This is a genomic window from Deltaproteobacteria bacterium (genome assembly GCA_016874775.1).
In the GTDB taxonomy this organism is placed as follows: Bacteria; Desulfobacterota; Binatia; order Bin18; family Bin18; genus VGTJ01.
This window is the reverse complement of record VGTJ01000092.1, coordinates 1-24157: the sequence shown is the minus strand read 5'-3', so window position 1 is coordinate 24157 and position 24157 is coordinate 1. Positions and strand designations below refer to the sequence as shown.

General features: G+C 53.1%; 23 protein-coding genes. 9 read left to right on the top strand and 14 right to left on the bottom strand.

Going from position 1 to position 24157, the window contains the following annotated elements:
- Nucleotides 1–81: 81 nt before the first annotated feature.
- The 3 genes from FJ147_16110 to FJ147_16100 all read right to left on the bottom strand — a co-directional run bounded on the left by FJ147_16110 (nt 82) and on the right by FJ147_16100 (nt 3652).
- On the bottom strand, nt 82–2472 hold the full coding sequence (locus FJ147_16110; GenBank protein ID MBM4257405.1) for a DUF4375 domain-containing protein: 2391 nt from the start codon (nt 2470–2472) through the stop codon (nt 82–84).
- 223 nt (nt 2473–2695) lie between these two features.
- A complete protein-coding gene (locus FJ147_16105) occupies nt 2696–3154 on the bottom strand; it encodes an NUDIX domain-containing protein (GenBank protein ID MBM4257404.1) in 459 nt (152 codons plus the stop codon).
- 18 nt (nt 3155–3172) lie between these two features.
- Nucleotides 3173–3652, bottom strand: a complete 480-nt coding sequence (locus tag FJ147_16100; protein MBM4257403.1) for a low molecular weight phosphatase family protein — start codon at nt 3650–3652, stop codon at nt 3173–3175.
- 95 nt (nt 3653–3747) lie between these two features.
- Here FJ147_16100 and FJ147_16095 point away from each other — a divergent pair, with 95 nt between their 5' ends.
- Nucleotides 3748–4179 carry a VOC family protein gene (locus FJ147_16095; GenBank protein MBM4257402.1) on the top strand — a complete coding sequence of 144 codons (432 nt, stop codon included), beginning with the start codon at nt 3748–3750 and terminating at the stop codon, nt 4177–4179.
- A 159-nt stretch (nt 4180–4338) separates the two neighbouring features.
- On the opposite strand, the gene FJ147_16090 is transcribed toward FJ147_16095, so the two are convergent.
- Nucleotides 4339–5685, bottom strand: coding sequence for an LLM class flavin-dependent oxidoreductase (locus FJ147_16090; protein ID MBM4257401.1), 1347 nt, complete (start codon nt 5683–5685; stop codon nt 4339–4341).
- Between the two features lie 270 nt (nt 5686–5955).
- On the opposite strand from FJ147_16090, the gene FJ147_16085 reads away from it, so the two are divergent.
- A complete protein-coding gene (locus FJ147_16085) occupies nt 5956–6396 on the top strand; it encodes a GFA family protein (protein MBM4257400.1) in 441 nt (146 codons plus the stop codon).
- 43 nt (nt 6397–6439) lie between these two features.
- Here the strand turns inward: FJ147_16085 and FJ147_16080 are convergent, their stop codons facing one another.
- From FJ147_16080 to FJ147_16060, 5 genes are all read right to left on the bottom strand, one after another.
- Nucleotides 6440–7813 (bottom strand): amidohydrolase, encoded by a 1374-nt coding sequence (locus tag FJ147_16080; GenBank protein MBM4257399.1) that lies wholly within the window; start codon nt 7811–7813, stop codon nt 6440–6442.
- Entirely contained in the window at nt 7782–8582 is an 801-nt protein-coding gene (locus FJ147_16075; GenBank protein ID MBM4257398.1) for a YkgJ family cysteine cluster protein, read from the bottom strand. Before FJ147_16075 ends, FJ147_16080 begins: the two co-directional genes overlap by 32 nt.
- Nucleotides 8473–9030: an iron-sulfur cluster assembly accessory protein gene (locus FJ147_16070; GenBank protein MBM4257397.1), complete on the bottom strand. Its 558-nt coding sequence runs from the start codon at nt 9028–9030 to the stop codon at nt 8473–8475. The genes FJ147_16075 and FJ147_16070 overlap by 110 nt, the downstream gene beginning before the upstream one ends.
- 77 nt (nt 9031–9107) lie before the next feature.
- Entirely contained in the window at nt 9108–10433 is a 1326-nt protein-coding gene (locus tag FJ147_16065) for an LLM class flavin-dependent oxidoreductase (protein ID MBM4257396.1), read from the bottom strand.
- Between the two features lie 36 nt (nt 10434–10469).
- The gene (locus FJ147_16060; GenBank protein ID MBM4257395.1) at nt 10470–11615 is read right to left on the bottom strand and encodes an amidohydrolase; all 1146 of its coding nucleotides are present in this window, start codon (nt 11613–11615) and stop codon (nt 10470–10472) included.
- A 156-nt stretch (nt 11616–11771) separates the two neighbouring features.
- Here FJ147_16060 and FJ147_16055 point away from each other — a divergent pair, with 156 nt between their 5' ends.
- Entirely contained in the window at nt 11772–12281 is a 510-nt protein-coding gene (locus FJ147_16055) for a nuclear transport factor 2 family protein (protein ID MBM4257394.1), read from the top strand.
- Between the two features lie 6 nt (nt 12282–12287).
- On the opposite strand, the gene FJ147_16050 is transcribed toward FJ147_16055, so the two are convergent.
- Nucleotides 12288–13481, bottom strand: a complete 1194-nt coding sequence (locus tag FJ147_16050; protein MBM4257393.1) for an acyl-CoA dehydrogenase — start codon at nt 13479–13481, stop codon at nt 12288–12290.
- 148 nt (nt 13482–13629) lie between these two features.
- Between FJ147_16050 and FJ147_16045 the strand changes: the two genes are divergently transcribed.
- The 3 genes from FJ147_16045 (at nt 13630) to FJ147_16035 (ending at nt 17319) form a co-directional block, all read left to right on the top strand.
- Nucleotides 13630–14511 (top strand): TIGR03620 family F420-dependent LLM class oxidoreductase, encoded by an 882-nt coding sequence (locus FJ147_16045; protein MBM4257392.1) that lies wholly within the window; start codon nt 13630–13632, stop codon nt 14509–14511.
- A gap of 453 nt (nt 14512–14964) precedes the next feature.
- Nucleotides 14965–16233 carry a CoA transferase gene (locus tag FJ147_16040; GenBank protein ID MBM4257391.1) on the top strand — a complete coding sequence of 423 codons (1269 nt, stop codon included), beginning with the start codon at nt 14965–14967 and terminating at the stop codon, nt 16231–16233.
- 51 nt (nt 16234–16284) lie between these two features.
- On the top strand, nt 16285–17319 hold the full coding sequence (locus tag FJ147_16035; protein MBM4257390.1) for an LLM class flavin-dependent oxidoreductase: 1035 nt from the start codon (nt 16285–16287) through the stop codon (nt 17317–17319).
- A gap of 139 nt (nt 17320–17458) precedes the next feature.
- On the opposite strand, the gene FJ147_16030 is transcribed toward FJ147_16035, so the two are convergent.
- Complete coding sequence (locus FJ147_16030; protein ID MBM4257389.1) at nt 17459–18625, bottom strand: LLM class flavin-dependent oxidoreductase; 1167 nt, start codon at nt 18623–18625, stop codon at nt 17459–17461.
- A 92-nt stretch (nt 18626–18717) separates the two neighbouring features.
- On the opposite strand from FJ147_16030, the gene FJ147_16025 reads away from it, so the two are divergent.
- The gene (locus FJ147_16025; GenBank protein ID MBM4257388.1) at nt 18718–19044 is read left to right on the top strand and encodes a hypothetical protein; all 327 of its coding nucleotides are present in this window, start codon (nt 18718–18720) and stop codon (nt 19042–19044) included.
- 53 nt (nt 19045–19097) lie between these two features.
- The gene (locus tag FJ147_16020; protein ID MBM4257387.1) at nt 19098–20120 is read left to right on the top strand and encodes an LLM class F420-dependent oxidoreductase; all 1023 of its coding nucleotides are present in this window, start codon (nt 19098–19100) and stop codon (nt 20118–20120) included.
- Nucleotides 20121–20209: 89 nt separating this feature from the next.
- On the opposite strand, the gene FJ147_16015 is transcribed toward FJ147_16020, so the two are convergent.
- Together FJ147_16015 and FJ147_16010 are read right to left on the bottom strand one after the other, a co-directional pair.
- Entirely contained in the window at nt 20210–20440 is a 231-nt protein-coding gene (locus tag FJ147_16015; GenBank protein MBM4257386.1) for a DUF4926 domain-containing protein, read from the bottom strand.
- A 94-nt stretch (nt 20441–20534) separates the two neighbouring features.
- Entirely contained in the window at nt 20535–21620 is a 1086-nt protein-coding gene (locus FJ147_16010) for a Zn-dependent alcohol dehydrogenase (protein ID MBM4257385.1), read from the bottom strand.
- 214 nt (nt 21621–21834) lie between these two features.
- On the opposite strand from FJ147_16010, the gene FJ147_16005 reads away from it, so the two are divergent.
- Nucleotides 21835–23106: an acyl-CoA dehydrogenase family protein gene (locus FJ147_16005; GenBank protein ID MBM4257384.1), complete on the top strand. Its 1272-nt coding sequence runs from the start codon at nt 21835–21837 to the stop codon at nt 23104–23106.
- A gap of 171 nt (nt 23107–23277) precedes the next feature.
- On the opposite strand, the gene FJ147_16000 is transcribed toward FJ147_16005, so the two are convergent.
- Complete coding sequence (locus FJ147_16000; protein MBM4257383.1) at nt 23278–23922, bottom strand: cytochrome P450; 645 nt, start codon at nt 23920–23922, stop codon at nt 23278–23280.
- Between the last annotated feature and the right edge of the window lie 235 nt (nt 23923–24157).

Below are 24157 nucleotides of genomic sequence, written 5' to 3'. Positions count from 1 at the left end.
TACTCTCGCTTGCGAAACGCCTCTTTGCTGGGGGGTATTCGTGTGAGCAAGTGATGGAAGCGTTGATGCCCGCCTGAGTCACTACCAGTGCACTACTTGGTTTCGCGTGAAACCTTCCAAGTCGTGTGCCACAGCAATTTTCTTTTTTATCGGCTTCGCAGCCGCGGCTTGCTCACTTTCAGGTTTTACCGCGGTAACGGGTGGGGTCGTAGTACTTTCTTTCGCAACTTGAGCGAGGGTTTGTTGTGACAAGAAATTGCTAACATGCTGACGCACATACGACAGCAAGTGTTCGTCTACCTCATTCGCATGGTTCTCAGCAAATTCTTCCTCAAGCTTCTCCCATAAGGCATGGGCAGGATGTTCACGATCCTCGTCAATCTGTCGCAGGACTTCGCAGACTTTCTCTTGTGTTTCAGGAATACGCTTATCTGGGAAAGCTTCAAGCGACTGCTCAAGAAGCCCTTTGGAGTGGGCTGCGCCAACCTGCTCTAATTCTGCCAGCAGTTTTGCGGCTTTTGTCCCGTCATTTTCGAAGAGCTGTCGGAATCCGCCCAAAGAGAGTTTCAAATCAAACCAGTAGAGATCCCAAAACAATCGCTCATCGGCATTCAACTGTGCGAGGTCGTAGGTTTTCGACTCTGCCACACATGGAGCTTTGGTACGCACATGCCCAGCGATCTTGTGAACCGTCAGATTTGTAGGTTGGTCCTTCTCCGCAAGAATATCTTGGAGAGAGGGAACATTTGCATTGTGAGAGAGTGGAAAGCAGTGCGTATCCATCGCCGCCACATGTTCCCGTACGGTGGCCATAGACGCCTTGACTCCAATATACACTGGGACAAACAGCGCTGCAGCATACACGGCACCACCAATGAACATCGTGCGCCAGTTCGTTGGTCCGGTGGTCAAGTATCGGAGTAAGCTCTTTGCCAGTTCATAACGTGCGGCAGCCTGCTGTTGGCAAAACGGAGCTTGCGTCAGCACTTGAAAGATCGCCTGCAACCGCTCCTGTCGGCTCGTCAGTGCAGCGGTAAGATTGCGCATGCGTCGCAGCGCGATATTCATTCGCCATTGCGCTGCAAGAGCGAACATCATTGCAACCGCTATCCCTAGCATCAGGCTCGAACCAGAGAGTCCAGCAAGGAGGAGGACGACAACGCTGATCAAGCCAAAGGCAAAGCGAATCCACGGAAAACGACTCAAGAGCACATCAACGACGCGACCACCATCGAGGGGATTCACAGGCAACAAGTTCAAATAGTTGAGCGAAAGGGCCGTCAACCCAATCTGCGTCAACACCGACTCTCCCGATTCGGGAGCCCAATATAAGCATGCACCACCAACGATGAGGCCCGGGACCGGCCCCAGCAGCGAAACGATGATCTGCTGCATCGGCGTAGCGTCTTCTCTCTCGCCAGTAACCGCCGCCCCAAGAAACGGAATAAAGAACATCTGCCGATCGCGGTAGTCGAACAACCACATACCAAACCAGTGGCCAAGTTCACGAAAGAAGAGGACGCCAAGCAATATGGCGACAAACGACGGCGACACAGTCAGACCAAACGACACTCCCGCCACAGCCACGCTCACAAGCAGGAGGATGCATTTGCCTAACCACCCCCATCCGGGAGCCTTATTCTGCATTTCTTGCATACGCTCGAAGGCTGCCACCTCACTCACCACCTGTGCCGATTGTTCCCTTTGCTCAACAGCTACGGTCGGCTGGCCTTGTTGCGTTTTTCCGAGGGCTTTTCGTTGTGCTTTCCGAGCACGGGCAACTTTCGACAACCCGTGGACAAGTTTCCAGGCGAAAGGAACCGCTGGAAGCGGGAGCATCCGTCGCACGTGAGGAGTCGAGGTTATAGTGAGCGCTGGACTCTTGGTTATGTAATCTCGTAAGAACCGTTGGTTATATTCGACGAACGCTTCTGGTGAACACGGCTTCAATACGTAGATCGCGCCCGTCTCCTGAAGTGTACGTTGATGTTCTTCCCATTGGGGTTCAACATCAGCAACGTAATGGTCATAGAAGCGACACCACTTCGGACGCGAGAGCACGCCATGTAACTGGCAGTCAACCGTCACAATCGCACGACCATCGGTAAGAACCGTCACAAAAGAGACATTGAACAACACCCCAGCTTCGGGTGATAGCATCGGACTCACCTCTGCATAGGTGTGCATGTCGTGGTTGACAAAAACCTGAATCGGCTGTGGCTTTTCCACATGAGTGAACGGATCTTGTTGCAACAACGAATGTGAGTAACGAAACCCAAGTGGGGCGAGCGTTTGCTCAGCTGACCGAAAAACCGCCCCCATTTCTGGCGGTAAGAACTCTCTCTCGGTTAGGGTGCTCTGCGGTAAACGAAAGCGCCAACACAGGAGTCGGCTCAATACAACGACAAGCTGAATAACTTTCACAACAATAAACAAAGCCAGAATCGAGACGACAGGAGTAAGCAGGTCCATGCGGTGTCCCTTCGGCAGTAAGGTTACCGCGTGTCTATCGGCGAGGACCTTCTGTCGCTATAACGCTGACACCACGCGCATTGTGGAGGACTGCATACTGTTATTGTAGAGCGTCGTCGTTGCATACCCTGCACGACAATCCTCACGCAACACGTCCACACGAGCAGCGGTGCGTCATCGCGTTGGTCCCTGCAATGACTTGACAAATTATTCCAAGGCAAGGCTACTTGCCTTGCCACAGGGTGAGGGCTTGACGCGTGTAGGTTGACACTGAAGGCAACTCGGCTAACGGAAACCAATGGGCTTCCAAAATTTCCCCAGGATCGATTTGGACCGTCGGCTGGGGAACCTGAGCGAAAAACACGTAGATGGTGTCGTGCCGATGGGCCTGGCGCCCGGTGCACACACCAACGTGTTGCAATCCATTAGCGGCAACCCCTACCTCTTCGTACACTTCGCGTTGCATTGCCACCGCAGGCTCCTCGCTACGCTTCATCATGCCACCAGGCAACGTCCACACCGGTCGACCGTAGGTATTGCGAACGAGCAACAGCTGATTGTTATAGACGAGGAGCGCAAGAGCTCCTCGTACCCGAGGTTGCACGATAAACCAATAGAGACGCAATAATGCATAGGCACAGCGATATCCTGCTCGTAATAAAGGGATCGGAATCCACATCATATACTGTGTATCGTAACACTATCGCGAGCGCGCATCCGTTAGCAGTTGGATCAGCGCTTGGGTTTCATGCGTCATCAACACTAAACCATCAGCAAGGGCGACACGAGGTACATCAGGCACCTGCCAAAACTCGACTCTGTCTAGCCAACGAGGAAAGCGCTCAGCAAGCAACGGGCGATGCTCTCTTTCATCGAGTGCGATAATGCGGTGGACACGAGCCAAGTCAGCGGCCTCAACCTGTTGAGGAAAGCGTATTGGCTCCGTTGGCACAATCCCGCGTTGATGGAGCGCGGACAATGCGCCTGAAGATATTGGTCCTCGATTATTGACTCCCAAATCTATGGCGATCCCACGCGATTCAGCCTGCCAAGGCAACGCAGCATGGGCAGCAAGATGATTGAACAGATGCTCAACGAAGCGGCTGCGATAGTAATTGCCGGTACACAAAAATAACAGCACGGATTTCGTTATCATGGGATTCTTCAATGCGCCGCTCATGCATTCTTCTCTGTAGTGTATTTTCTCTATAGACCTTCGTTGCGCTCTGCTCTATCACGGTTGTAAAAAATGCTCAGCAAAAGGAGGGAATCATTATGGCGGAACTTTTTCACGTCGGACTCACAGTGAAAAATCTCGAACGGTCGGTCACGTTTTATCGCGACGTAGTAGGCATGAAAGAAACCGAATGGCGAGCAATGAATGTCAAGAGTAAGGAATTCGATACGCTCACCAACAATCCAGGGGCAGAGTTGAAGGTTGCCCATTTGACGCTTGACTCGTTTATGCTCCAACTTATTGAATACGTTGCTGGTGGGGGAACGACGTTAGACCTTCATCACAACAATGTTGGCAGCCCACACTTGTGTATCTATGTATCGGATGTCGAGGCAAAACTCAAAGAAGTACAACAACGTGGTAACGTGACCATCACTTCTGGTTTGGTGCAGATCGCGGCGAATATGCGGAGTTTCTATACGGAAGATCCTGATGGGGTACCGGTGGAGTTTTTGCAGCGGACGGCGTAGGCCAGAGAAGTTTGCCTCCCCCAGCATCCCTTCGGAGTAATGCAACGGTTGTCATGTCGAGCGGAGCGAAACATCTCTTTGCTCGGTGTTCGAGAGATTCTTCGCTCCGCTCAGAATGACACATTCGGACGGTTTTGGTCGTGCAGAAAGACGGCTCGTCTACGCAGCGAGTTCTTTCAAAGCCGCGGGGTTGCTCACGGGCTCTGGCTTACCGCCCTTCAACGGCACTGACCCAGGTTTCCGTTGGTATGGAGAAACCAGACCGAGTTTATCGCCGTACTCACGCAATGCAGGAATGACATCGCTGTTCAGCAATTGCAGGCAACGCTCACGGTCCTTAAATGGCACCGGGCCATCTAACCAAAACGAGAAGATGCCAGGACGCAAGATGTCCATAACCTTCTTTAGTTTCGGAATGACGTTGTCAGGTGTCCCAGCGATCATCACCATATCTTTCAACACATCTGGATAGCCACTGTAGATGTGTTTCTTGAGAGCCTCGACGACCTCAGGAGAATCGTCCCTCCCATCACCGAAAGCCTGAACACCGGCAGCATTGACGCCAAAGTTCGTCTGCGCCAGGCGACGGGTCGCTTCTTTGGAATTATATCCCGGCGGGAACATCCACTCAGGACGCGCAAAATGTGAGAACGCACCGCCATAGAGAATGCGTTTGCCCATCTCTTCGGCTTTTTCCTGAGTATCCGCGATCATCACAGGTTGTAAGTAACCAAAGTTTTCTGGTCCAGCCTGGTATCCCTCACGGGCTGCGGCTTGGGAATAGAAGTCCCACAATTCGAGTGTTGGCTCCAGGCGTGTCGCCAGCGCAACATACGGATAGCGCTTTTGCGCGCACCACCGAGCAGTGTCCGGGCTGATCAGCCCAGGAATCCAAAATGGCGGATGTGGTTCCTGCAGCGGGAGCACCCACGGGTTCACCTGGCGGAAATGGAAGTGTTTGCCTTCGTAGCGGAACGGACCAGGTGTCGTCCATGCTTTGACGATAAAATCGATGCCTTCCTCGAACATCTCGCGGTTGAAGGCCGGGTTCGCATTGTTCGCGAGTTGTTCTGACCCAGCACCACGCACCCAACCTGTGATCATGCGACCGTTGGAGATCAGGTCGATCATGGCCAGCTCTTCAGCCAAACGCAGCGCATTCGCGACGGTTGGAACGGGATTACCGAGCAAAGCGATTTTCACCCGCTTCGTCGCTTTAGCGATCACGGATGCTTCAACGTCCATCACCGCGCCTAAGCAGAATGGCGTCCCATGATGCTCGTTCAACATGACGCCGTCAAAGTTCATCAGTTCGGCATCAGTATAAATTTTTTCATCAAGGTATTGATTGAGAATCTTGGCGCCATGTTTCCGGTCAAAGAACCGGTTCGGGGTGCCGTAGAAACTGCGCTTGCGGAGGATTTCGTACTCTAATTCGTCATACCCCTTAGGATCTGTATCCGGGTCGTAGTGATACGCCCGTTCGGTAAACCACATAAAATGCATGCAGGTGCTCCTTTCTCGTGTCAGCCCCAGACCGCGCGGGGCGAATCGCGGGTAGGATAGGACATTACGAGGAAAAAGTGAAGAGTGCGCAAGCTGTCAGTTCTTGAGATAGCTTTCAGTGGTCAGCAGTCAGCCAACAGAGGGTGGAGCAGAAGCTCCTAAGGAAAAGCTGATAGCTGAAAGCTGACCGCTGATCGCTGACCAGCTTCCAAACCCTTTTTTTGCACAGCCTGAAATGATAGAGAGCCGCGGTATTACAGGAGGATTCCTATGTCCCTACCTTTTTCTGGTGGTTGCGCCTGCGGCGCTATTCGCTATCAGTGCTCAGCCGAACCGGCATTTTCGTGGAACTGTCACTGCCGCGATTGTCAACGTGCCAGTGGCAGCGCCTTTTGCCCAGTACTCTACGTGCCAAGAGCATCATTAACGATTACCGGACAGGCCCAATATTACGACGTCAAAGCCGAGAGCGGCAATAAAGTGAGTCGCGGGTTTTGTACACAATGTGGTTCACCAGTTTTCATCCTCGCGGAACTCGTGCCTGACTTACAAGGACTATGGGCAGCAAGTCTGGATGACCCGAAACTGTTTCAGCCACAGGTTCACGTGTGGACCGACCGTGCGCAGCCGTGGGATTCGATGTCACCAACGTTGGCGAAAATTGGCGAAGCACCAAATGCGGAGCAGTTTAAGAAATTATTGGAGCGATAAACAGTGAGGTTGCCCAACAATATGGGCAACCTCTCCAGTAGTGTTACTCAAGATTGTACAGCTTCGCCGCGTTCCCCGCGACCATTTGATACACTTCCGCTTCCGGGATTCCTGCGAAGTCCTTCGCTACCTGTTGTCGCGAGTACGGGAACGTCCCTTCGGTGTGAGGATAATCAGATCCCCACATGATGCGATCAACCCCGATCAATTCACGCGTCAACACCCCAGCACGATCATCCTCGAAGGTGGCCCAAAACTGGCGCTTGAAATAAAAGCTTGGGGCTTCATCAACTTTGGGTTCCATCCAGTGATGATGATCGGCCCACCAGTGATCCATCGAACGCAGCACCGACGCGACCCAGCCAATACCGCCTTCGACCAATACGAAGCGTAACTTTGGATAGCGTTGCGCTACACCACCCCAGATCAAATCTGCCATCGCTCGTTGCATGGCACAGATCTTCGTATCAACAAAGCTTTTCCCCACTCCCATGCGCGCCGCTTTTTCATGGAACGGCTCGTCGGTGCCGACGTGTAACGCAACAGGCAGGCCTAAATCTTGTACCGTCGTCCATAGGCGATCATAAGCGGGCTCGCCATACGAACGACCTGTGACCTCTGTGGGAATCATCACCGAACGTAACCCATTCTTCGCCGCGCGCTCTGCCTCTTCGATTGCCCATTCGACTGGCCCCCGCATCGGGATCAGTGCCGCACCTAAGAGTCGCGTCGGAGCTGCTGCACAAAACTCCCCAAGCCAGTCGTTATACGCACGATAACACGCACGCACATATTCAGGGTCAGGGGCGGAGGTAATAAACAGTCCAACTCCTGGATACAATACTTCAGCGCGCACATGATCTAAGTCTTGGTCGGCTAACCGTGCTTGCGGTTCCCAGGCACCAGGTCGCGTTGCTGCATGGCGATAGCCTTTGGACGATTTGATTTTTCCGGCGATCTTGTCTTCCATCGACACACCTTCGAGCCCCACCGGCATCGGTGCAAAACCATCGATAATGTAGTAATCGCCATCGTCGCGCGATTCGACGCGTGGCGCGCGCTCACGAAACTTCTTTTCGATTCGGGTTGACCATAAATTTGCGGGCTCCACGACGTGGCCGTCAGCAGAGACGTAACCTCTATCAATACTCGCCATAGAACGTCCTCCTTGTTGTGTTCCCGTGTTATGGCAAAAACCGTGAGGATGTCTAGACCTCGACTTCATTGCGCTCGACTCGCCGGTGAATTTCCTGTTGCACTTGGCGACGCATTTTTCCTTGAGCGAAGAAAGAGGAAGGCAGTGATGGAATACAATCCGCTCTTGCCTGAAGTGAAAGCACCTCTCCCTACATGAGAACGCAAGAGAGAGGGAACCTATCAAGAGCTCAGGACTTCCTCTTGGTTTCGTCTCTTTCATACGCCGCAACAATTGCTTCAATCATCTCCTGAATGTGCACAGCGGAGTCACCATCTTCAGATACGTTGGGTGCACGAAGAAAAACGTCGTACACGTTAAGAGCCACAACCGCTTGTTGGGTGGGGTTGATAGGCACAAAACCTGGAGGAAAAGACTCAGCGTACTCTCGTAAAAACTTGGCAGCAGCTTGAACGGCACGAAGATAGTCATGGTCACGTTGTGAGGAAAACGTGAATCGCCAGCGCTTTGCTTGTCGTGTAATCGCTGGTTTGTCCTGACCTGCGGTTAGTCCTGCCGCGGGAAAGACTCGACAATCGTAAGTGCGACAGGTGTGCGGGCGATGTTCATAAATAGAGCACTGATTATCGATAAACATTGGGCAATGACCATTTTTGTCATAACCCAACACGACATGGCCTTTGGGTAAACCAGGCGCAGCGAATACGAACTGTTTCGGAATCCTGGCAAGCGTTTCAGTTTCGTCAGGGCTGATATGGATAAAATAGGCAGACGTACAACATGCGCGGCATTCGCCACACGGGACAACGGCGCCCTTTTTCGTTTTCTGAGCTTGCCTCGTACGACGAAGCCAGGAAGAGAACGGGTCAGTCGGGAGGTCTGGCGCGAGGGCACCTGCTTTTCCTTTCTTCAAAGGAACCTCAGTTCGGCTTCTCACAGCGACAGACAATATACAAACAGGTTGGACATTTTTGTAACGGGCGCATACCGGGATGTGAAATACTGCTCGTGCCAACGACTTCAGGTGCAGCGTCTTGTAATTTCAGTAGTGGCCGCTTGGCACTTTCAAAGCAGCCTCTCGTGCGCGTATTGCCAGCCATACAACGACGCAACAGAATCGGCGAGCCACAGCCAATCGTACGGACGGCATCTAAGCCAAAGAAATGAAATCCGGTTCCATATCTATTAGTGACATAATCGAGCAACGTGCCCTGCAAACGTTGCGCACTGACCGGATCGAGCAGTGCACGAATGCCATCTTGCGCGATCACCACATCATCAGGACGAGTCTCAGCTTCCATCTTCAAGCTGTACTCAAACCCTTCACAGCCGCCACCAGCGACGGTCATCCGAATACCAGCATTAGTCTTACCCGCTTGGGCCATTTCCTGTTTGAGCATTTCGACAGCTTTGTCGGTCAATGCCAATAATGGCTCTGCTGCCTGGTTCTGGTCTCCGCTGTGTACCTCTGGCTCCATGTGCCCTCCTTTGCATGAAGCGATATCCCTCTGCCTTACCGTGTCAGTTCGTTACCTGTCAACCGTTTCCTTTTTCCTCAGAAGAAACGGTTCTTTGGACGTGGCAAGGCCAAATTTTCACGCAAGGTCGTTCCTTCATATTCGCGACGAAACAACTCACGACGTTGCAGTTCTGGCACTACCCGGTCAACGAAGTCATCGAGTCCACCTGGCAGATAGGGAAACATGATATTGAAACCATCACAGGCTTCAGTTTTCAGCCACTCTTCCATCTCGTCAGCAATCATCGTCGGTGTTCCAATCATTTCCAGAGCCCCGAAACTGCCACCGACATATTGGGCAAGTTGGCGGACCGTCATATTATCACGCCGTGCCATGGTAAGGAGCTTCTGCCGTGCACTCTTGCTGGCATTACTTTCAGGCATCTCTGGCAACGGACCATCGAGATCAAGGCCTGATACATCATGACCAAGTTGCACGGAGAGCGTGGCGATACCGCTATCGGGATGCACCAGGCTATCGAGCCGCGCTTTCTTTGCCCGTGCTTCGGCTGCAGTATCGCCGATAACGACAAACGCGCCGGGAAGAATTTTGAGGTGCTCACGAGGTCGGCCCAACGCAGCCATTCGACCTTTCACATCGGTATAGAAGCTTCGGGCATCTTCGATATTGTTGGCACTGCCGAAGATGACTTCCGCGGTTTCTGCGGCTAACTGGCGACCGACATCTGACGCACCAGCCTGAACGATGACCGGCCATCCCTGGATCGGGCGCGCAACATTGAGTGGTCCCCGCACAGACAGTTCCGGCCCTTTGTGATTAAGCACGTGCATTTTGGCTGGATCGAAGTAGATGCCATGCTCGACATCACGAGTGAAGGCATCGTCTGCCCAACTATCCCATAGGCCAGTCACAACATCAAAGAACTCACGTGCCCGCCGGTAACGTTCACCATGCTCCAAGTGCTCTTCACGACCAAAGTTCATCGCTTCATGCGGGTTAGCAGATGTCACAACGTTCCAGGCCGCGCGTCCACCGCTAATGTGATCGAGCGAGGCGAACTTTCGTGCGACGTGATAGGGCTCGTTGTAGGTTGTCGAAGCGGTAGCGATCAGCCCAAGATGTTCCGTTACCACAGCTAGTGCGGGGAGCAGCGTTAACGGATCGAAGGAAGTGACGGTCGCACTGCGTTTAAGCGCGTTCATCGGCATATTCATCACTGCTAGATGGTCAGCCATGAAGAATGCATCGAAGCGTCCGCGCTCTAACGTCTGCACAAAGCGTTTATAGTGGGCAAAATTGAAATTGGCGTCAGGAAACGCACCAGGATACCGCCATGCGGCAGTGTGAATACTGACCGGTCGCATGAACGCGCCCAGTCGCAGCTTTTGTGAGTGCGCCATGCAACCTCCTTCCTCTCTCTTCGTCATGAACTGCGATTACAGTCGATACAATTCAACTGCCGATTTTCCCAGAATCCACGCTCGATCTTCTGCCGACATTGAAGCGATATGCTCACGCAATTCTGGCACTGGGTCTTTATACGCGTCGACGTGCGGATAGTCAGTAGCCCACAGTATCCGCTGTGCGCCAATCTCACGGGCAATCTCAGGAATGCAAGCTTCGTCGGCCTCGGCTGAGACCCAACAGTTACGCTTCCACACCTCGCTCGGCTTATGTGTGAGACCCGTGGTAAAGCCAAACATGTCAAACTTGCCATCGGCCCGTTCCAGCCACGATGGAAGCCAGCCGCAGCCTATTTCTAGCACGACGTAACGGAGGTTCGGGAAGCGTTCGAGCACTCCACCTTGGAACACGCAGTTCACACCAAGCCGTGAGTCTTCGGTCAATTGCATGAACGTAAACCACAGCGGGTTCTTCTCAGGTGATGGATCACCCTGTGGTGCATACATGCCCATGCCTAAGGCATCGGGCCGCACTTGCACGTGGGTCGCAACCGGCAGATTGGCGGTTTCACACGCAGCCCAGAATGGATCGTAATAGCGATCACCGACTGGTCGACCATTGCGTGGCACCGGCGTGGTAAAGATGCCTTTGGCTTTGCCTTTGACCCGTTCGACTTCCGCAACGGCTAAATTGACATCAAGCAAGTTGACATGCGCGATGGCGATCAGTCGTTGCGGGTCGTGCGAACAGAAGTCAAATAGATAGTTGTTATAAGCGCGAGCATAAGCTGCGGACAGTTCTGGATCAGCACACTCACCTTCCCAGATGATGCCAATAGTCGGATAGAGTAATGCGGCATCGATGCCAGCAGCGTCCATTTCTCGCAGACGTGCCGCAGGATCAATCGCACCGGGTGTACGCAGTGCCGATTCCCAATACGTTACCTTACCAGGTGTCAGTAATTCACGTGGGTCTTGGTACGCGCCACCTAATGCACCAAGCACACCAGCACGCAACACCTGGCTTTTCTGGCGGTCGATTTCCACGTATTCAAAACCGCGTCGGTCCGTACAGAAGCGAATGGCACGGTCACGATATTGTGGTTCAAGATATTTTTCCCACAAGTCCGTGGGTTCGAGGATATGGCCGTCTGAATCTACAACAGTGGGGTTTGTCATGAGGAAAGAATAAAGCGTAAAACGCAATACGTAAACAGAAGACCACGCATACAAGGGCCGGAAGTTAGGAATCAACGCTTATCTGTTGACAATCACAGTCCAGCTTCCTAAATCGAAGCGAGGCTGACGGCTCGTAGAACACAGTAAGGAGAAACCATGCCCAACGAAAGCAATGAAATTCGCGAACTCTTAGACAAACAAGCCTGTAGAGAAGTACTCACTCGCTACTGCCGGGCACTAGATTGGCTCGATGGCGAAGCGTTGAAAAAAGTTTTCGCCGCCGATGCACACATCGATTATGGCTTCTTCCGCGGTCGAGGCGATGCATTTATTCCGGTCGTCATGGAGGTCGAGCATAGCTTTGAACGTCGTTGGCATTTCGTCGCGAACGAGATCATCCAACTCAATGGCGATACTGCAGAAGCCGAAAGCTACGGACTCGCGGCAGCCGTCTCAAGCAAAGAAGGGCGAACGGTGACGCACGTCTTTGGCGGTCGGTATCTCGACCGTTTATCGCGACGTAACGGGCAGTGGCTCATTACCTGGCGACAGTATGTTTTGGACTGGCAGCAAACGATTGAAGCGGATACGCCAGCCGAAGCGATTCCAGGGCTACTCACCTCGACTGGATTCAATCCGGCGCATGCGTTGTATCGGAAGTTGTAGGGTTGCTCACAATAGCAATTGCTCAATCGGCAGACCAAGCAACAAACGTCCGCCGACGCCATACGTACGCAGCGAATTCATGACATGCTGATTCATCGTCAGCATGTCGCGCAGACAACGGTCAAGCTGGTTGCCTGCATAGACCGCGGTCCCGCCACGCGCTTTGAACAACAATTCAACCGCCTCAGTACACATGCCAAAGATCTGCGCATGAGCAAACTGCAAATTCGCCATCTGCGGAATCGACAAGCGTTGCTTTGCCTCTAGCGTCTCCCAGACCTCGCGAATCGTAGCGAAGCCATACGCTCGTGCCGCGTTGATGATCGCCGCAGCTCGACCAACTGCGTCCTGCACGAACTCCTCTTCACGCAGCGTCCGCGCCATCGCTCCTGGTCGTCCGACCGTGGTCATACGTGACGGTTTCTCACCATCGGCAATCAAGGATTCAAGTGCACCACGCGCAACACCGACCGGTACACTGGCGAATTTATAGAGGATGTTTAACGGGAAACGATACAGCGAGCCTGAGCGATGGAAGGTCAAGTTTTGATAACTATACGTGCGCTCATCAGGAACGAAATAGTCAGTGACGGTAAAATCATGACTACCACTGCCACGCAAACCAGTGGGATACCAGGTATCAAGAATCGTAACATCGGCTGCGGGCATATAGCACTGTCGAGTTTCGGCGATTCCAGCCGGATTCAGTTTTGCTTGCTCGCCTTCATACACGACACAGCCACCAATGATCCACGCGCTGTGTTGGCAGCCACTGGAAAATGGCCACTTCCCACTGACACGATAGCCGCCAGGAACTTTCACTGCGCGTCCACGCGGAATCAGCGAACAGGCAGTGACCATATCGATGTCAGTATACATCTCGCGCGCAACGTTCTGATCGATGAAGCCACTCAGATAGCCGCTGTCGCACCCAATCATCACACACCACCCAACCGAGGCATCAGCCACTGATAACTCTTCAATGATCTGCAACTGACTGAGCGGATCGATTTCTGCGCCACCCCAGTCACGCGGCATGGTCATGCGAAACGCTCCGGCTTGCTTGAGGGCATCAACGATACGTAACGGCAAGCGCCGTTCGCGTTCGATCTCCGCGCGGCTTTCGACAATTATCGGCACTAGGGCTCTGGTCGCAGCAAGAATCGATGCGGCATCGTTGGGGCGGGCGTGCTCGTTCATGATGGCCCTCTCCGTTCAGCAAACGTAACGTTGTGTACGCACCCTATTCCCGGCTTTGAGAAGAAATCAAGCGGGGTGATCCGAGGGCACTGCCTCTCCATGCTAATCATGGTAGTTGTAGCACCATTACTCGGAGTGGGAGGTTTTTATGGACCTTGGCAACGTTGGCATTTGGTTTTTCCTTGACGCCATGCCAGCAGCAGAAAGTGCGAAATTCGCTCAGACTGTTGAGAAAGCTGGTTATAAAACGCTGTGGATTCCAGAGGCGGTTGGGCGTGAACCGTTTCCACATGCGGCGTATCTCTTAGATCGCACTGATCAGCTCGCTATCGCTACCGGTATCGCCAACATCTGGGCACGAGACGCGATTACGATGGCAGCAGCATCCAAAACAGTCGCAGAATTGTCGGGTGGACGTTTCGTCCTTGGGATCGGCGTCAGCCACAAACCATTAGTCTCAAACCTGCGTGGCCACAGCTATGACAAGCCCTACAGCTATATGAAAGAATATCTGCCCAAAATGAAGAGTGCACTGTATCGGGCACCAGAGCCGAAAGAACCGGTACCGATTGTCATCGCGGCGTTACATCCCAAGATGCTCGCCCTCTCAGCAGAACAAACACAGGGCACCCACACCTACTTCGTGCCACCAGAACACACCGCGAAAGCTCGTGCCCAAATTGGTCCCAAGCCGTGGATCTGTGCTGCACAAGCAGTGATTCTTGAAACCGATGCCACCAAAGCACGCACGATGGCGCGGCAATACATGAAGACATACGTGCCACGGCTACCAAACTACACCAAAAATCTCAAAGACCTCGGTTTGTATAAGGATAGTGATTTTGACAATGGTTGTAGCGATCGTCTGGTTGATGACATTGTTGCGTGGGGCACGGAGACGAAGATTCGCGATCGCATTGATGCACATTTGAAGGCCGGTGCGACGCACGTCTGCATTCTGCCGATTCGCTGGGATAACGAAGCGTTGCCGGATTTACGAGCGGTTGAGGCGTTTGCGCCTCGGTCGTAGAGCGTGAGGATCAACCGTACCTACTCTTCCTGTAGTTAATAGGGGGAACGGGAGATCTCAAAGAAGAATGGGAGAATCGGAGACGGGGAGAATCGGAGAAGAAAACAAGACGTCACCTCTTTTCTCCGTTTCTCCGATTCCCCGTTTCTCCGGTTCTTCTTCTCGTGCCCTCCGTCTGCCAGAGTGATAGATTCATCCCACCAAATCAACAAAATTCCGCGCGTAAAAACGCTCTTTCGCCGCCTCACTCGTCGTGGGCATCGACGTCTCAAAGCGTTTCAGGGGATTCCGACCGCCTTCGATGTGCGGGTAGTCAGATGAGAACAGGAACAAATCGTCTCCGGCTTGTTCGATCATCCAGCCCACTGGTTCGGTCGGATGGGGCGTGAACCGTAACTAAGGTGACACCTCCAATACCTCGTGCGGTTGGCTGCTTCCGCTCTGACGCTGGCGATGGTAGAGAAAAGCACGCGACATTCACCAGAGAAAAAGGAGAACTACATGTCACAAACGCAACATCTGCTCAGTGGATACAAGGTGCTCGACTTTACCCAAGTGCTGGCTGGGCCAACAACCACCCGCTTGATGGCCGAAATGGGCGCGGAGATCATCAAAGTTGAACTTATGCCCAACGGTGAAATCTCACGAAATTTACCCTTCATTAAGAACGGCCGCAGCGGCTACTACATTCAACAGAATCGCGGCAAGAAAAGCCTGTGCATCGATGCCCGCCATCCCAAAGGACAGGGAATTATCAAGAACTTGATCAAGAAAGTGGATGTCGTCGTAGAGAATTTCTCCCCTGGGACGATCGCGCGCTTAGGGTTTGGTTATGACGTCGTCAAGACGATCAATCCTAAAGTCATCATGTGCTCGATCTCGGCGCTCGGCCAAACTGGACCACTCTCCAGCATTCCAGGCTACGATTATATTGGTCAGGCGTATGCTGCGGTCACGCACCTGATTGGCGACCCTAATGGCGCGCCGTCATTCCCCATGCTTGGACTGGGCGATGTGAGCACTGGGGTTCATGCCTACGCCGCGATTGCCAGCGCCCTACTCTACCGTGAACGGACCGGCCAAGGACAATATATTGATGTCACACTGTTAGATTCTTATTTCCATTGCCATGAACTCAGTGTGCAACTGTACAGTGGCACCAATGGAGCAGTTGAGCCGAAACGGTCAGGTTCGCACCATTATGCCGTAAGTCCGGCTGGATTGTTCAAGGGAAAGAAGCAGTATTTCTTCATTCTCTGTTTAGAGCATCAATGGTCCGTGCTGTGTAAAGCGATGGGCAAGCCGGAACTCATTGATGATCCGCGTTTCTCTACCAATGCCAAACGTGTGGAGCATCAGAAGGATGTCGTCCAGGTCCTTGAAGGCTGGATTCAAGCGCAAGCGAGTGACGACGAAGCGCTACGTCTGCTCCACGCAGGTCATGTTCCTGCAGCGCCGGTCTTATCGGTGCCCGAAGCGATCAACCATCCACACCTCCGCGCGCGGCGTACCGTCCGGCGGGTAAAAGACCCTCTTTTCGGTGAAGTCGACATTCCGGGCATGCCACTAAAGTTTTCTGCCTTCCCGGAAGAACTGCCACTCCAAGCTGCGTCTCTCGGCGAACACAACGAGGAAGTCTTGCGTACCCATCTGTCGTACACGCCAGAGCAGGTGCAACAACTGGAATCCGAAGGGGTGCTGAAACGAGACCCCACTAAATAAAGAGGTCAACAAACAGAGGGGTGGAACATACTTCCTCCCCTCTCCGTATCAATGGAGAACACGATGAACATTGGCCTGGTCTTTCCTTTTCGCAATCCACCACAGTGGCGGAAACCGTTTCCGCAATTTTATGCTGAACAACTCCGTCAAATACAGGTTGCCGAGGCGTTGGGCTTCGATACGGCGTGGCTCACCGAGCATCATTTTGCTGAAGATGGCTACTCCCCTTCCCTGTTACCCATTGCTGGTGCGATTGCGGGAATGACAAATCGGATACGCATTGGCACCTTTCTTTTACTGCTTCCCTTGCACAATGCGGTTCGTGTCGCTGAAGATGCCGCGACTGTCGATATTCTCTCGCAGGGCCGTTTTGATCTAGGTGTCGGTCAAGGCTATGCACCAGCAGAGTTTACTGGCTACGGCATTCCGCGTAACCAACGCGCGTCACGTCTTGAAGAAGGGGTCGAAGTCATTCGCGGTATGTGGACCCAAGACCCTTTTTCTTACACAGGTAAACACTACAACCTCACGAACATCAGCATGATGCCCAAGGCGGCACAGACTCCACATCCACCGCTGTGGATTGGCGCAGTCCAGCATAAGGCCGTAGAACGTGCCGCCCGTCTGGGGTGCAATTTTTTGGGAACTGCCGACCCAGTCGCACAGGAACTCTACGATGCGACACTGCGAGCGCACGGACGCAATCCCAGTGATTACTCTGCCGCGCAACAGCGCTGGGTCTATGTCGCGCCCACCTACGAACAAGCCTGGAACGATGTCCAGGATCACCTACACTATATGTTACTGTGGTACGGGCGGTGGTTTGCAGAGGCCAATGATTTTCCCGGCGCAGAACAGATGGCGCAGTTACCCCCGGCGACGGAATTGCGTCACATGACGGATCAGCTCATCGGTCGTCCAATTATTGGCACGCCAGAGGACGTGAGCCAGCAGCTTGCCATCATGACCAAACAACTGCGCATGACACACCTTGTTATGGGCATGCATATGCCCGGACTCGATCCAGGCAAAAGTCAACGCTCAATGGAGTTGTTTGCCAAGGAGGTGATGCCCACCTTACGTTGACCGTTCGTCTTCGCGCCGTTCATGCGTCGACCAGCTCAGCGCGAACGAGAAATCGCGCTATTTTGCAGTTTCGTCTCCGTTCACCCTGAGTTGGTCGAAGGGTTTTTCAGCAGCTTCTCACCAATCATGAGAAGCGTTTTTACGCGGCCTGCTTCTTCGCCGCGCCTTTCGACCAGCGTCGCAACTCGGGCATCACCTTCGTCGCATAGGTCGTGATGTTGTTCTTAGCTTCCTCAAATGTCATTCCAGAAAAGCTGAACGTGGCGCTGGCCTGAAAGTCACCAATGATCGAGCGGCGCTCTTCATACTTCTCCAGAATTTGTTTCGGTGTTCCCCATACGTTGCTATCAACAAACGCTTTGACCATTGTGTCGATGCCAATCGCATCCATCGCTTCTTTGGCCCCACTGTAATTGGCATAGCTCTTCGAGTCGGCTAAATGAGCGCCAAAAATCTCATAATGATCGGCAAAACTGTGGAAATAACGGCCAACAAACTTGTGAGCTAACTCGTAGGCTGCATCAGCGCTCTCATGGCAAAAACACAGATCAGCAGTCAGCACCGGTGGCGCGGGCATCTTATGATGTTGTTCGAAGAGCGTGCGATAGCGCTCGATTGTCGGTAGTACCTCTGGCCACGGCTTGTAGGCAAACAAACATTGCACAGCGCCAACTTCAGCACACACTGGCACGGTATCTGGCGACATGGCAACCATGTACCGCCGACCAACAAACGACTTGATTGGGGACGGACGCAACGGCACGCGCGGCTGTGGGAAATATGGTCCATTACCCTCGATATAGCCGCTTTCAATTGCCTGACAGACCATCCGCGCCGATTCATCAAACCGTGCGCGCGACTCTTCCATGTCCTGACGAAAGCCGACATATTCTCGCTTCGCCAAACCACGCGCCATACCAAACACGGCACGGCCTTCAGACAAATGGTCAAGGAGCAACACTCGTTCCGCGACTCGCAGTGGATCATTCCACGGCAAGATCACTCCTAGTGTTCCCAACTTGATGCGATTGGTCGCTGCAGCCATATAGCCGAGGAACTGAAAGTTATCCGGTCCCATCGAGTAGTTGGAAAAATGATGCTCGACACTGAAAATGAGGTCGAATCCTAAGGGTTCCATGAGCTTATTGACGGCGATTTCCTTCTTCATGAAATCGGCATCACTCATGTGGTCTTTGTAGTTATTCCAGAAGGTGACACAACTGATGGTTTCCACAATACGCCTCCTGAACCACCGCGATTGCTCATTGTCCACCGCGGGGTAGCAAATGGCCACATACTGCGGCATCGCGTGTACGCCGTCAACAGTCACGGGCGTTTCAACGTCACACCTAGTCGACAAGGCAGCACTCGGATGTTAGAGGGCGAAGAGAGGAATCTATGAAAACGAGTCAATGGGCTGGACTTATTGGTGCGGTCATTCTTCTGCTGCTGACGGCGATGTGGTCATCGCGAGGCGTGAACGCAGAACGACAGGCGCGAGAAGCGATCCTCGAAGCACAACGTCATATCGGCGCGGTACAAGACGCTCATGCGGCGAACGAGGAACCTGCCACCTTGCGACATGCAGAGGATGATTTGTTGGTTGCACAAACAGCCTTCAACAAGGCGCGATTTGACGAGTCAGTGGAAGCAGGCCGCCGTGCCAGTCAGATTGCCCAGGAACTGCTGGCAAAACATAAGGCGGCACCATCACACCAACAGTGAAGAGAAACGAACGATCAGCACAGCCACACAAAAACAAAAAGGAGATACCGATCATGAAACTTGGATTACTGGTTGGCGCAGCGGGACCGCGCATCAATATGGACCTCATTCTTGAAGCAGAAAAGCTGGGCTACGACTCAGTCTGGACTGGCGAGGCCTATGGCTCTGATGCAGTCACACCGCTCGCCTGGATCGGCTCACGCACGTCAAAGATCAAACTCGGCGCGGCGATTCTGCAGATGCCAGCACGAACACCCGCGATGACAGCCATGACCGCAATGACGTTGGACGCTTTATCAGGCGGACGCTTCATTCTCGGTGTCGGTCCTTCAGGGCCACAAGTCGCCGAAGGCTGGCATGGCGTTGCTTATGGCAAGCCGATTCCGCGTACCCGTGAATACATCAGCATCGTGCGCAAGATTCTCGCCCGCGAAGCACCGCTGCAACACCAAGGCGAGTATTACCAAATCCCTTACAACGGCCCCGGTGCAACAGGCCTTGGCAAACCGCTCAAAAGCATTGGGCAGGGCCGTGCGGATATGAAAATCTATATGGCTTCGATTAGCCCGAACGGCATTGCCTGTGCTGGCGAGGTTGCCGACGGTAATCTGCCGATCTGGATGAGCCCGGAAAAACCGCAGCTGTTTATTCCACACTTAGCACGTGGCTTTGCTAAAGCCAGCACCAAGAAGAGCATCAAAGATTTCGACCTCGCACCATTTGTGACCTGCGTGGTAGGAAATGATGTAGACAAATGCCGCATGCCGGTGAAAGACAATCTTGCGCTGTACATCGGCGGTATGGGTGCGCGCAACGCCAATTTCTACAACGACTTTGCCAAACGTCTGGGCTATGAAGAAGCCGCGGTGAAGATTCAAGACTTGTACTTGAGCGGCAAGAAAGCTGAAGCCGTCGCCTTAGTGCCAGATAAGTTGGTTGATGAAGTTGCCCTGGTCGGCACGCGAGAACGCATCGCCGAACGCTTACAAGCCTGGAAGGCCTCTGCTGCCACTAGCCTGCTCATCGGCACGTCACAACCAGAGGCGTTGCGGATGCTGGCGGAGTTGTGTTTATAGGAATGGAATATCCTCGTTGTGCTCCCACTGAATGAAGTCTCATCGTTACGCGTAGGAGCACCGAGGTTTGATCTCACGTGATATAGACACTAAGCCACAACTATTAATGCTTCTCCTTGGTTATGGAGTGCAATGAGCTGATCCCTGCGCAACGCTAGTTCCGCATAGGTCTGCCCTTCGTCATCACAAAACTCGACTTCGTACACTTCTGGTGCGAGGATCTCCACTACTGTTCCGACTTCGCCACGCTTGAGATTACGCTCCGGTAAGTCCTCCAGCAGTGCGACAGTGTCCAACAGTTTAATCTTTCTCTTTGACATTGCCGTTTCCTCTTCTTGACATAACAGGTATTAGGTAAACGCATAGTTTTAATCCCCAGCCAGCCACGCCAGCCGGGGTATCTCACGAGCTCACCTAATCAAACATCAACACCGTTCGTGTCACTTCTCCGGCAGCCATCGCCCGAAATGCTTCGTTCACATCTTCGAGTCGCCCGCGACGACTAATCATATCATCAAGGTTTAACTTCCCTTGACGATACAGTTCAAGATAACGCGGCATATCGAGATGGAAGCGATTCGAACCCATGAAGCTTCCTTGAATGCGTTTCTCGACAAAGAAGTGGCCGGGATTGAGTTCGAGCTTCTCTCCCGGAGGCAACACACCAACGATCATTGCCAAACCACGCGGCGCTAATGCATAAAAACATTGCTCGGTGACTTGCTTGTTACCAATCGCATCAAAAGCGAAATCGACCCCACCACCGCTCAGTCGTTTCAACTCTTTGACCACATCGCCAGACTTACCGTTGAGGGTTTCAGTCGCGCCAAATTTCTTCGCGACTTCAAGCTTATGATCAAGCAGATCAACGGCAATGATTTGCCGCGCGCCAGCGATACGTGCGCCTTGAATGACGGAGATCCCCACGCCACCGGCGCCAAACACCGCAACCGATGATCCCGGTGTCACTTGCGCAGTATTGAGCGCCGCACCTACACCAGTTGTGACAGCACAACCAACCAACGCCGCACGATCAAGAGGAATATCTTCGGAAATCTTCACCACGTTGCGCTCATGGACCAACATCTTTTCAGCGAACGAAGCGAGATCCGCAAATTGCGCAATCGTCTCTCCGCCTTTCGACAAGCGCGGCTTTGATCCTTTCGGTCGCAAACATGCTGCACGATTGGTACACAAGTGTGTCCAGCCTGACAAACATTGCGTGCAGTTGCCGCAATACATCGAAGTACAGGCAATGACATGATCCCCAGGCTTAACCGTGGTCACAGCACTGCCGACTGCTTCGATGATGCCAGCCGGTTCATGCCCGAAAATACCAGGAACACGCGCGCCAATCGTTCCATGTAGCGCATGTAAGTCGCTGTGACACACACCGCTCGCTACCGTTCTGACCAACACTTCAAACGGCGCAGGTGCATCGATATCGACCGTTTCAATGGCTAAGGGTTTATGTAGCTCTCGACAAACTGCGGCTTTGATATCCATATGCTCTCCTCGTGCAATCGATCCTTTGCACTATAGAAAACGCAAGCGCAAAGTTGTCAACCCCAAGGAAGAAATTAAGCATGAAAAATGCAAAATTAAAAATGCAAGACCAAACAACTATCTCCATTTTTAGTTTTTAATTCTTCATTTTTCATTATCCCCCTCCTCCGTTGACGTCCTCGGACCGTCCCGATAGAGGAAGCGAACTATGGATTTTACAATTCCCGCTGAGATTACCGCCTATCTTGCTCAACTCGATGCCTTCATCGAGCGCGAGATCAAACCACTGGAACAAGAGAACGATAACATCCGTTTCTTTGACCACCGCCGCGAATGGGCGCGTACGGATTTTGACCACGGCGGTCTGCCACGCAAAGAGTGGGAAGAACTACTCGCAGAGATGCGCCGCCGTGCCGATAAAGCTGGTCACTATCGGTTTGGTTTGCCCAAGGAGTTCGGCGGCAAAGACGGCTCGAATCTGGCAATGGCGATCATCCGCGAACATCTGGCCGCAAGAGGTCTTGGCCTACACAACGATTTGCAAAACGAAAGCTCGATCGTCGCCAATCAACCAATCGTGCTGATGATTCGCGACTTCGGCACCGAAGGACAAAAACGCACCCTCATCCCAGGGATTCTCGATGGATCGCTCAGCTTTGCCTTTGGCCTCACTGAGCCGGAGCATGGTTCTGATGCGACGTGGATGGAAACCCGTGGCGTGCGTCATGGCGATGGTTGGAAGGTCAACGGCACCAAGATGTGGAACACCGGCGTGCATATCGCAACGCACGATCTCATCTTCGCGCGTACCAGTGGCAAAGACGGCGATCCGACCGGCATTACCTGTTTCATCGTGCCGACCAAAACGCCAGGTTTCAAAATCGAGGAATATCTGTGGACTTTTAATATGCCGACTGATCATCCACGCGTATCATTGACGGATGTATATCTGTCTGCGGACTCCATCCTCGGTGATCCACAAAACGGCCTGATTGTGGCCCAACATTTCACTCATGAGAATCGTATCCGTCAGGCAGCTTCATCACTCGGCGCAGCGCAGTACTGCATTAACGAGTCGATTAAATATGCCCAAGAGCGTAAGCCGTTCGGTAAGCCATTAGCCGCTAATCAAGCGATCCAATGGCCACTCGTCGAGCTACAAACAGAAGCGGAAATGGTACGGACGTTGATCTATAAAACCGCATGGCAGATGGATCAGATGTCCAAGCCAGACGTGGCCCGCAAGATCTCCGACAAAGTCGCGATGTGTAACTATCGTGCCAATCGTCTCGTCTGCGAAGCATCGGACCGCGCTATGCAAGTCCACGGTGGCATCGGCTACTCACGTCACAAACCGTTTGAGCATATGTATCGCCATCATCGACGCTATCGTATCACCGAAGGGACCGAAGAAATTCAGATGCGCCGGATTGCGCAGGTGATGTTTGCGTTTGGAAGACGGACGCGGACGGAGGAGTGAGGAGTGGAGAAGAACGAAGCGGAGAATGGGGGAAACGGAGAAACGGGGAGAGAGGAGACGACGGGGCGACAAGGCGAGCGGGCACAAAGAATGGCGGGGTGGTCGCCGGTTCTCCTCGTCGCCGATTCTCCGATTCTTTTGTGACGCTGGCTACTATTCATCGGCGAGTGACTACGCCGCTCGCACCGCCTTCCCTTGCTGCGCTCGTCGTTGCACGACCACCTTCACTCCATGCTTCGGTCTCAATGTCACCGACGGTACCAGTTCAAGCGGCTCATTTGAGACCAGCGTTAAACCATAGCGCTGACCAATTGCCGCAAGCACCAGCACTATTTCCATCATGGCGAAGTGATTGCCGATGCAGACCCGTGGCCCGTCGCCAAATGGGAAGTACGCGCCATGCGGCAGCCGTTTGTGTAAGTCGTGGTCCCAGCGCTCCGGCTTGAAGAGTTCGGGCTCGTCGAACCAGCGTGGGTCACGATGCACAACCCACTGGTTCATCTGCAGTTGCGTACCTTTCGGAACAACATAGTCACCAATGGTGCAGTCTTGTATTGCTTCGCGACCAATAGCCCAGGCGGGAGGATAGAGTCGCATGGCTTCGCGTACCACCCAAGTCGTGTAGGGCAGTTGCGGTACATCGGCTGCGGTCGGCGAGCGACCGTTGAGTACCTGTGCCCATTCGTCTACTAGTTTCTTTTCAACTTCAGGGTGTTGAGCAATCAGATAGTAGCAATACGACAACGCCAACGCTGTCGTTTCATTACCAGCAAGAAACACAGTGAGACATTCATCTCGTAACTGTTGGTCGCTCATCTGACTCCCGTCCTCGTAGCGAGCAGCGAGCAACCGCGATAAGAGATCCGTCGACTCATGAGTTCGTGAGCGATGCTGTTGAATTAGGCGGTGGCAGGAAACAACTTACCGCAATAGTGATTGACCGGAGTGGAGAGCCTCTGCACAAGAGCAGGGATGAGAGACGAGACCATTGTGTGCTGGCTTCGGTCTAAGTATCGAAGTCTGGTCGAAGAGCTGGATGAACGCGGGCGAC

Bases quoted from the DNA above. Each gene is read 5' to 3' on its own strand.
- FJ147_16110 (MBM4257405.1), bottom strand. From the start codon at position 2,472: ATGGACCTGCTTACTCCTGTCGTCTCGATTCTGGCTTTGTTTATTGTT.
- FJ147_16105 (MBM4257404.1), bottom strand. From the start codon at position 3,154: ATGATGTGGATTCCGATCCCTTTATTACGAGCAGGATATCGCTGTGCC.
- FJ147_16100 (MBM4257403.1), bottom strand. From the start codon at position 3,652: ATGAGCGGCGCATTGAAGAATCCCATGATAACGAAATCCGTGCTGTTA.
- FJ147_16095 (MBM4257402.1), top strand. From the start codon at position 3,748: ATGGCGGAACTTTTTCACGTCGGACTCACAGTGAAAAATCTCGAACGG.
- FJ147_16090 (MBM4257401.1), bottom strand. From the start codon at position 5,685: ATGCATTTTATGTGGTTTACCGAACGGGCGTATCACTACGACCCGGAT.
- FJ147_16085 (MBM4257400.1), top strand. From the start codon at position 5,956: ATGTCCCTACCTTTTTCTGGTGGTTGCGCCTGCGGCGCTATTCGCTAT.
- FJ147_16080 (MBM4257399.1), bottom strand. From the start codon at position 7,813: ATGAAAGAGACGAAACCAAGAGGAAGTCCTGAGCTCTTGATAGGTTCC.
- FJ147_16070 (MBM4257397.1), bottom strand. From the start codon at position 9,030: ATGGAGCCAGAGGTACACAGCGGAGACCAGAACCAGGCAGCAGAGCCA.
- FJ147_16065 (MBM4257396.1), bottom strand. From the start codon at position 10,433: ATGGCGCACTCACAAAAGCTGCGACTGGGCGCGTTCATGCGACCGGTC.
- FJ147_16060 (MBM4257395.1), bottom strand. From the start codon at position 11,615: ATGACAAACCCCACTGTTGTAGATTCAGACGGCCATATCCTCGAACCC.
- FJ147_16055 (MBM4257394.1), top strand. From the start codon at position 11,772: ATGCCCAACGAAAGCAATGAAATTCGCGAACTCTTAGACAAACAAGCC.
- FJ147_16050 (MBM4257393.1), bottom strand. From the start codon at position 13,481: ATGAACGAGCACGCCCGCCCCAACGATGCCGCATCGATTCTTGCTGCG.
- FJ147_16045 (MBM4257392.1), top strand. From the start codon at position 13,630: ATGGACCTTGGCAACGTTGGCATTTGGTTTTTCCTTGACGCCATGCCA.
- FJ147_16040 (MBM4257391.1), top strand. From the start codon at position 14,965: ATGGTAGAGAAAAGCACGCGACATTCACCAGAGAAAAAGGAGAACTAC.
- FJ147_16035 (MBM4257390.1), top strand. From the start codon at position 16,285: ATGGAGAACACGATGAACATTGGCCTGGTCTTTCCTTTTCGCAATCCA.
- FJ147_16030 (MBM4257389.1), bottom strand. From the start codon at position 18,625: ATGCCGCAGTATGTGGCCATTTGCTACCCCGCGGTGGACAATGAGCAA.
- FJ147_16025 (MBM4257388.1), top strand. From the start codon at position 18,718: ATGAAAACGAGTCAATGGGCTGGACTTATTGGTGCGGTCATTCTTCTG.
- FJ147_16020 (MBM4257387.1), top strand. From the start codon at position 19,098: ATGAAACTTGGATTACTGGTTGGCGCAGCGGGACCGCGCATCAATATG.
- FJ147_16015 (MBM4257386.1), bottom strand. From the start codon at position 20,440: ATGTCAAAGAGAAAGATTAAACTGTTGGACACTGTCGCACTGCTGGAG.
- FJ147_16005 (MBM4257384.1), top strand. From the start codon at position 21,835: ATGGATTTTACAATTCCCGCTGAGATTACCGCCTATCTTGCTCAACTC.
- FJ147_16000 (MBM4257383.1), bottom strand. From the start codon at position 23,922: ATGAGCGACCAACAGTTACGAGATGAATGTCTCACTGTGTTTCTTGCT.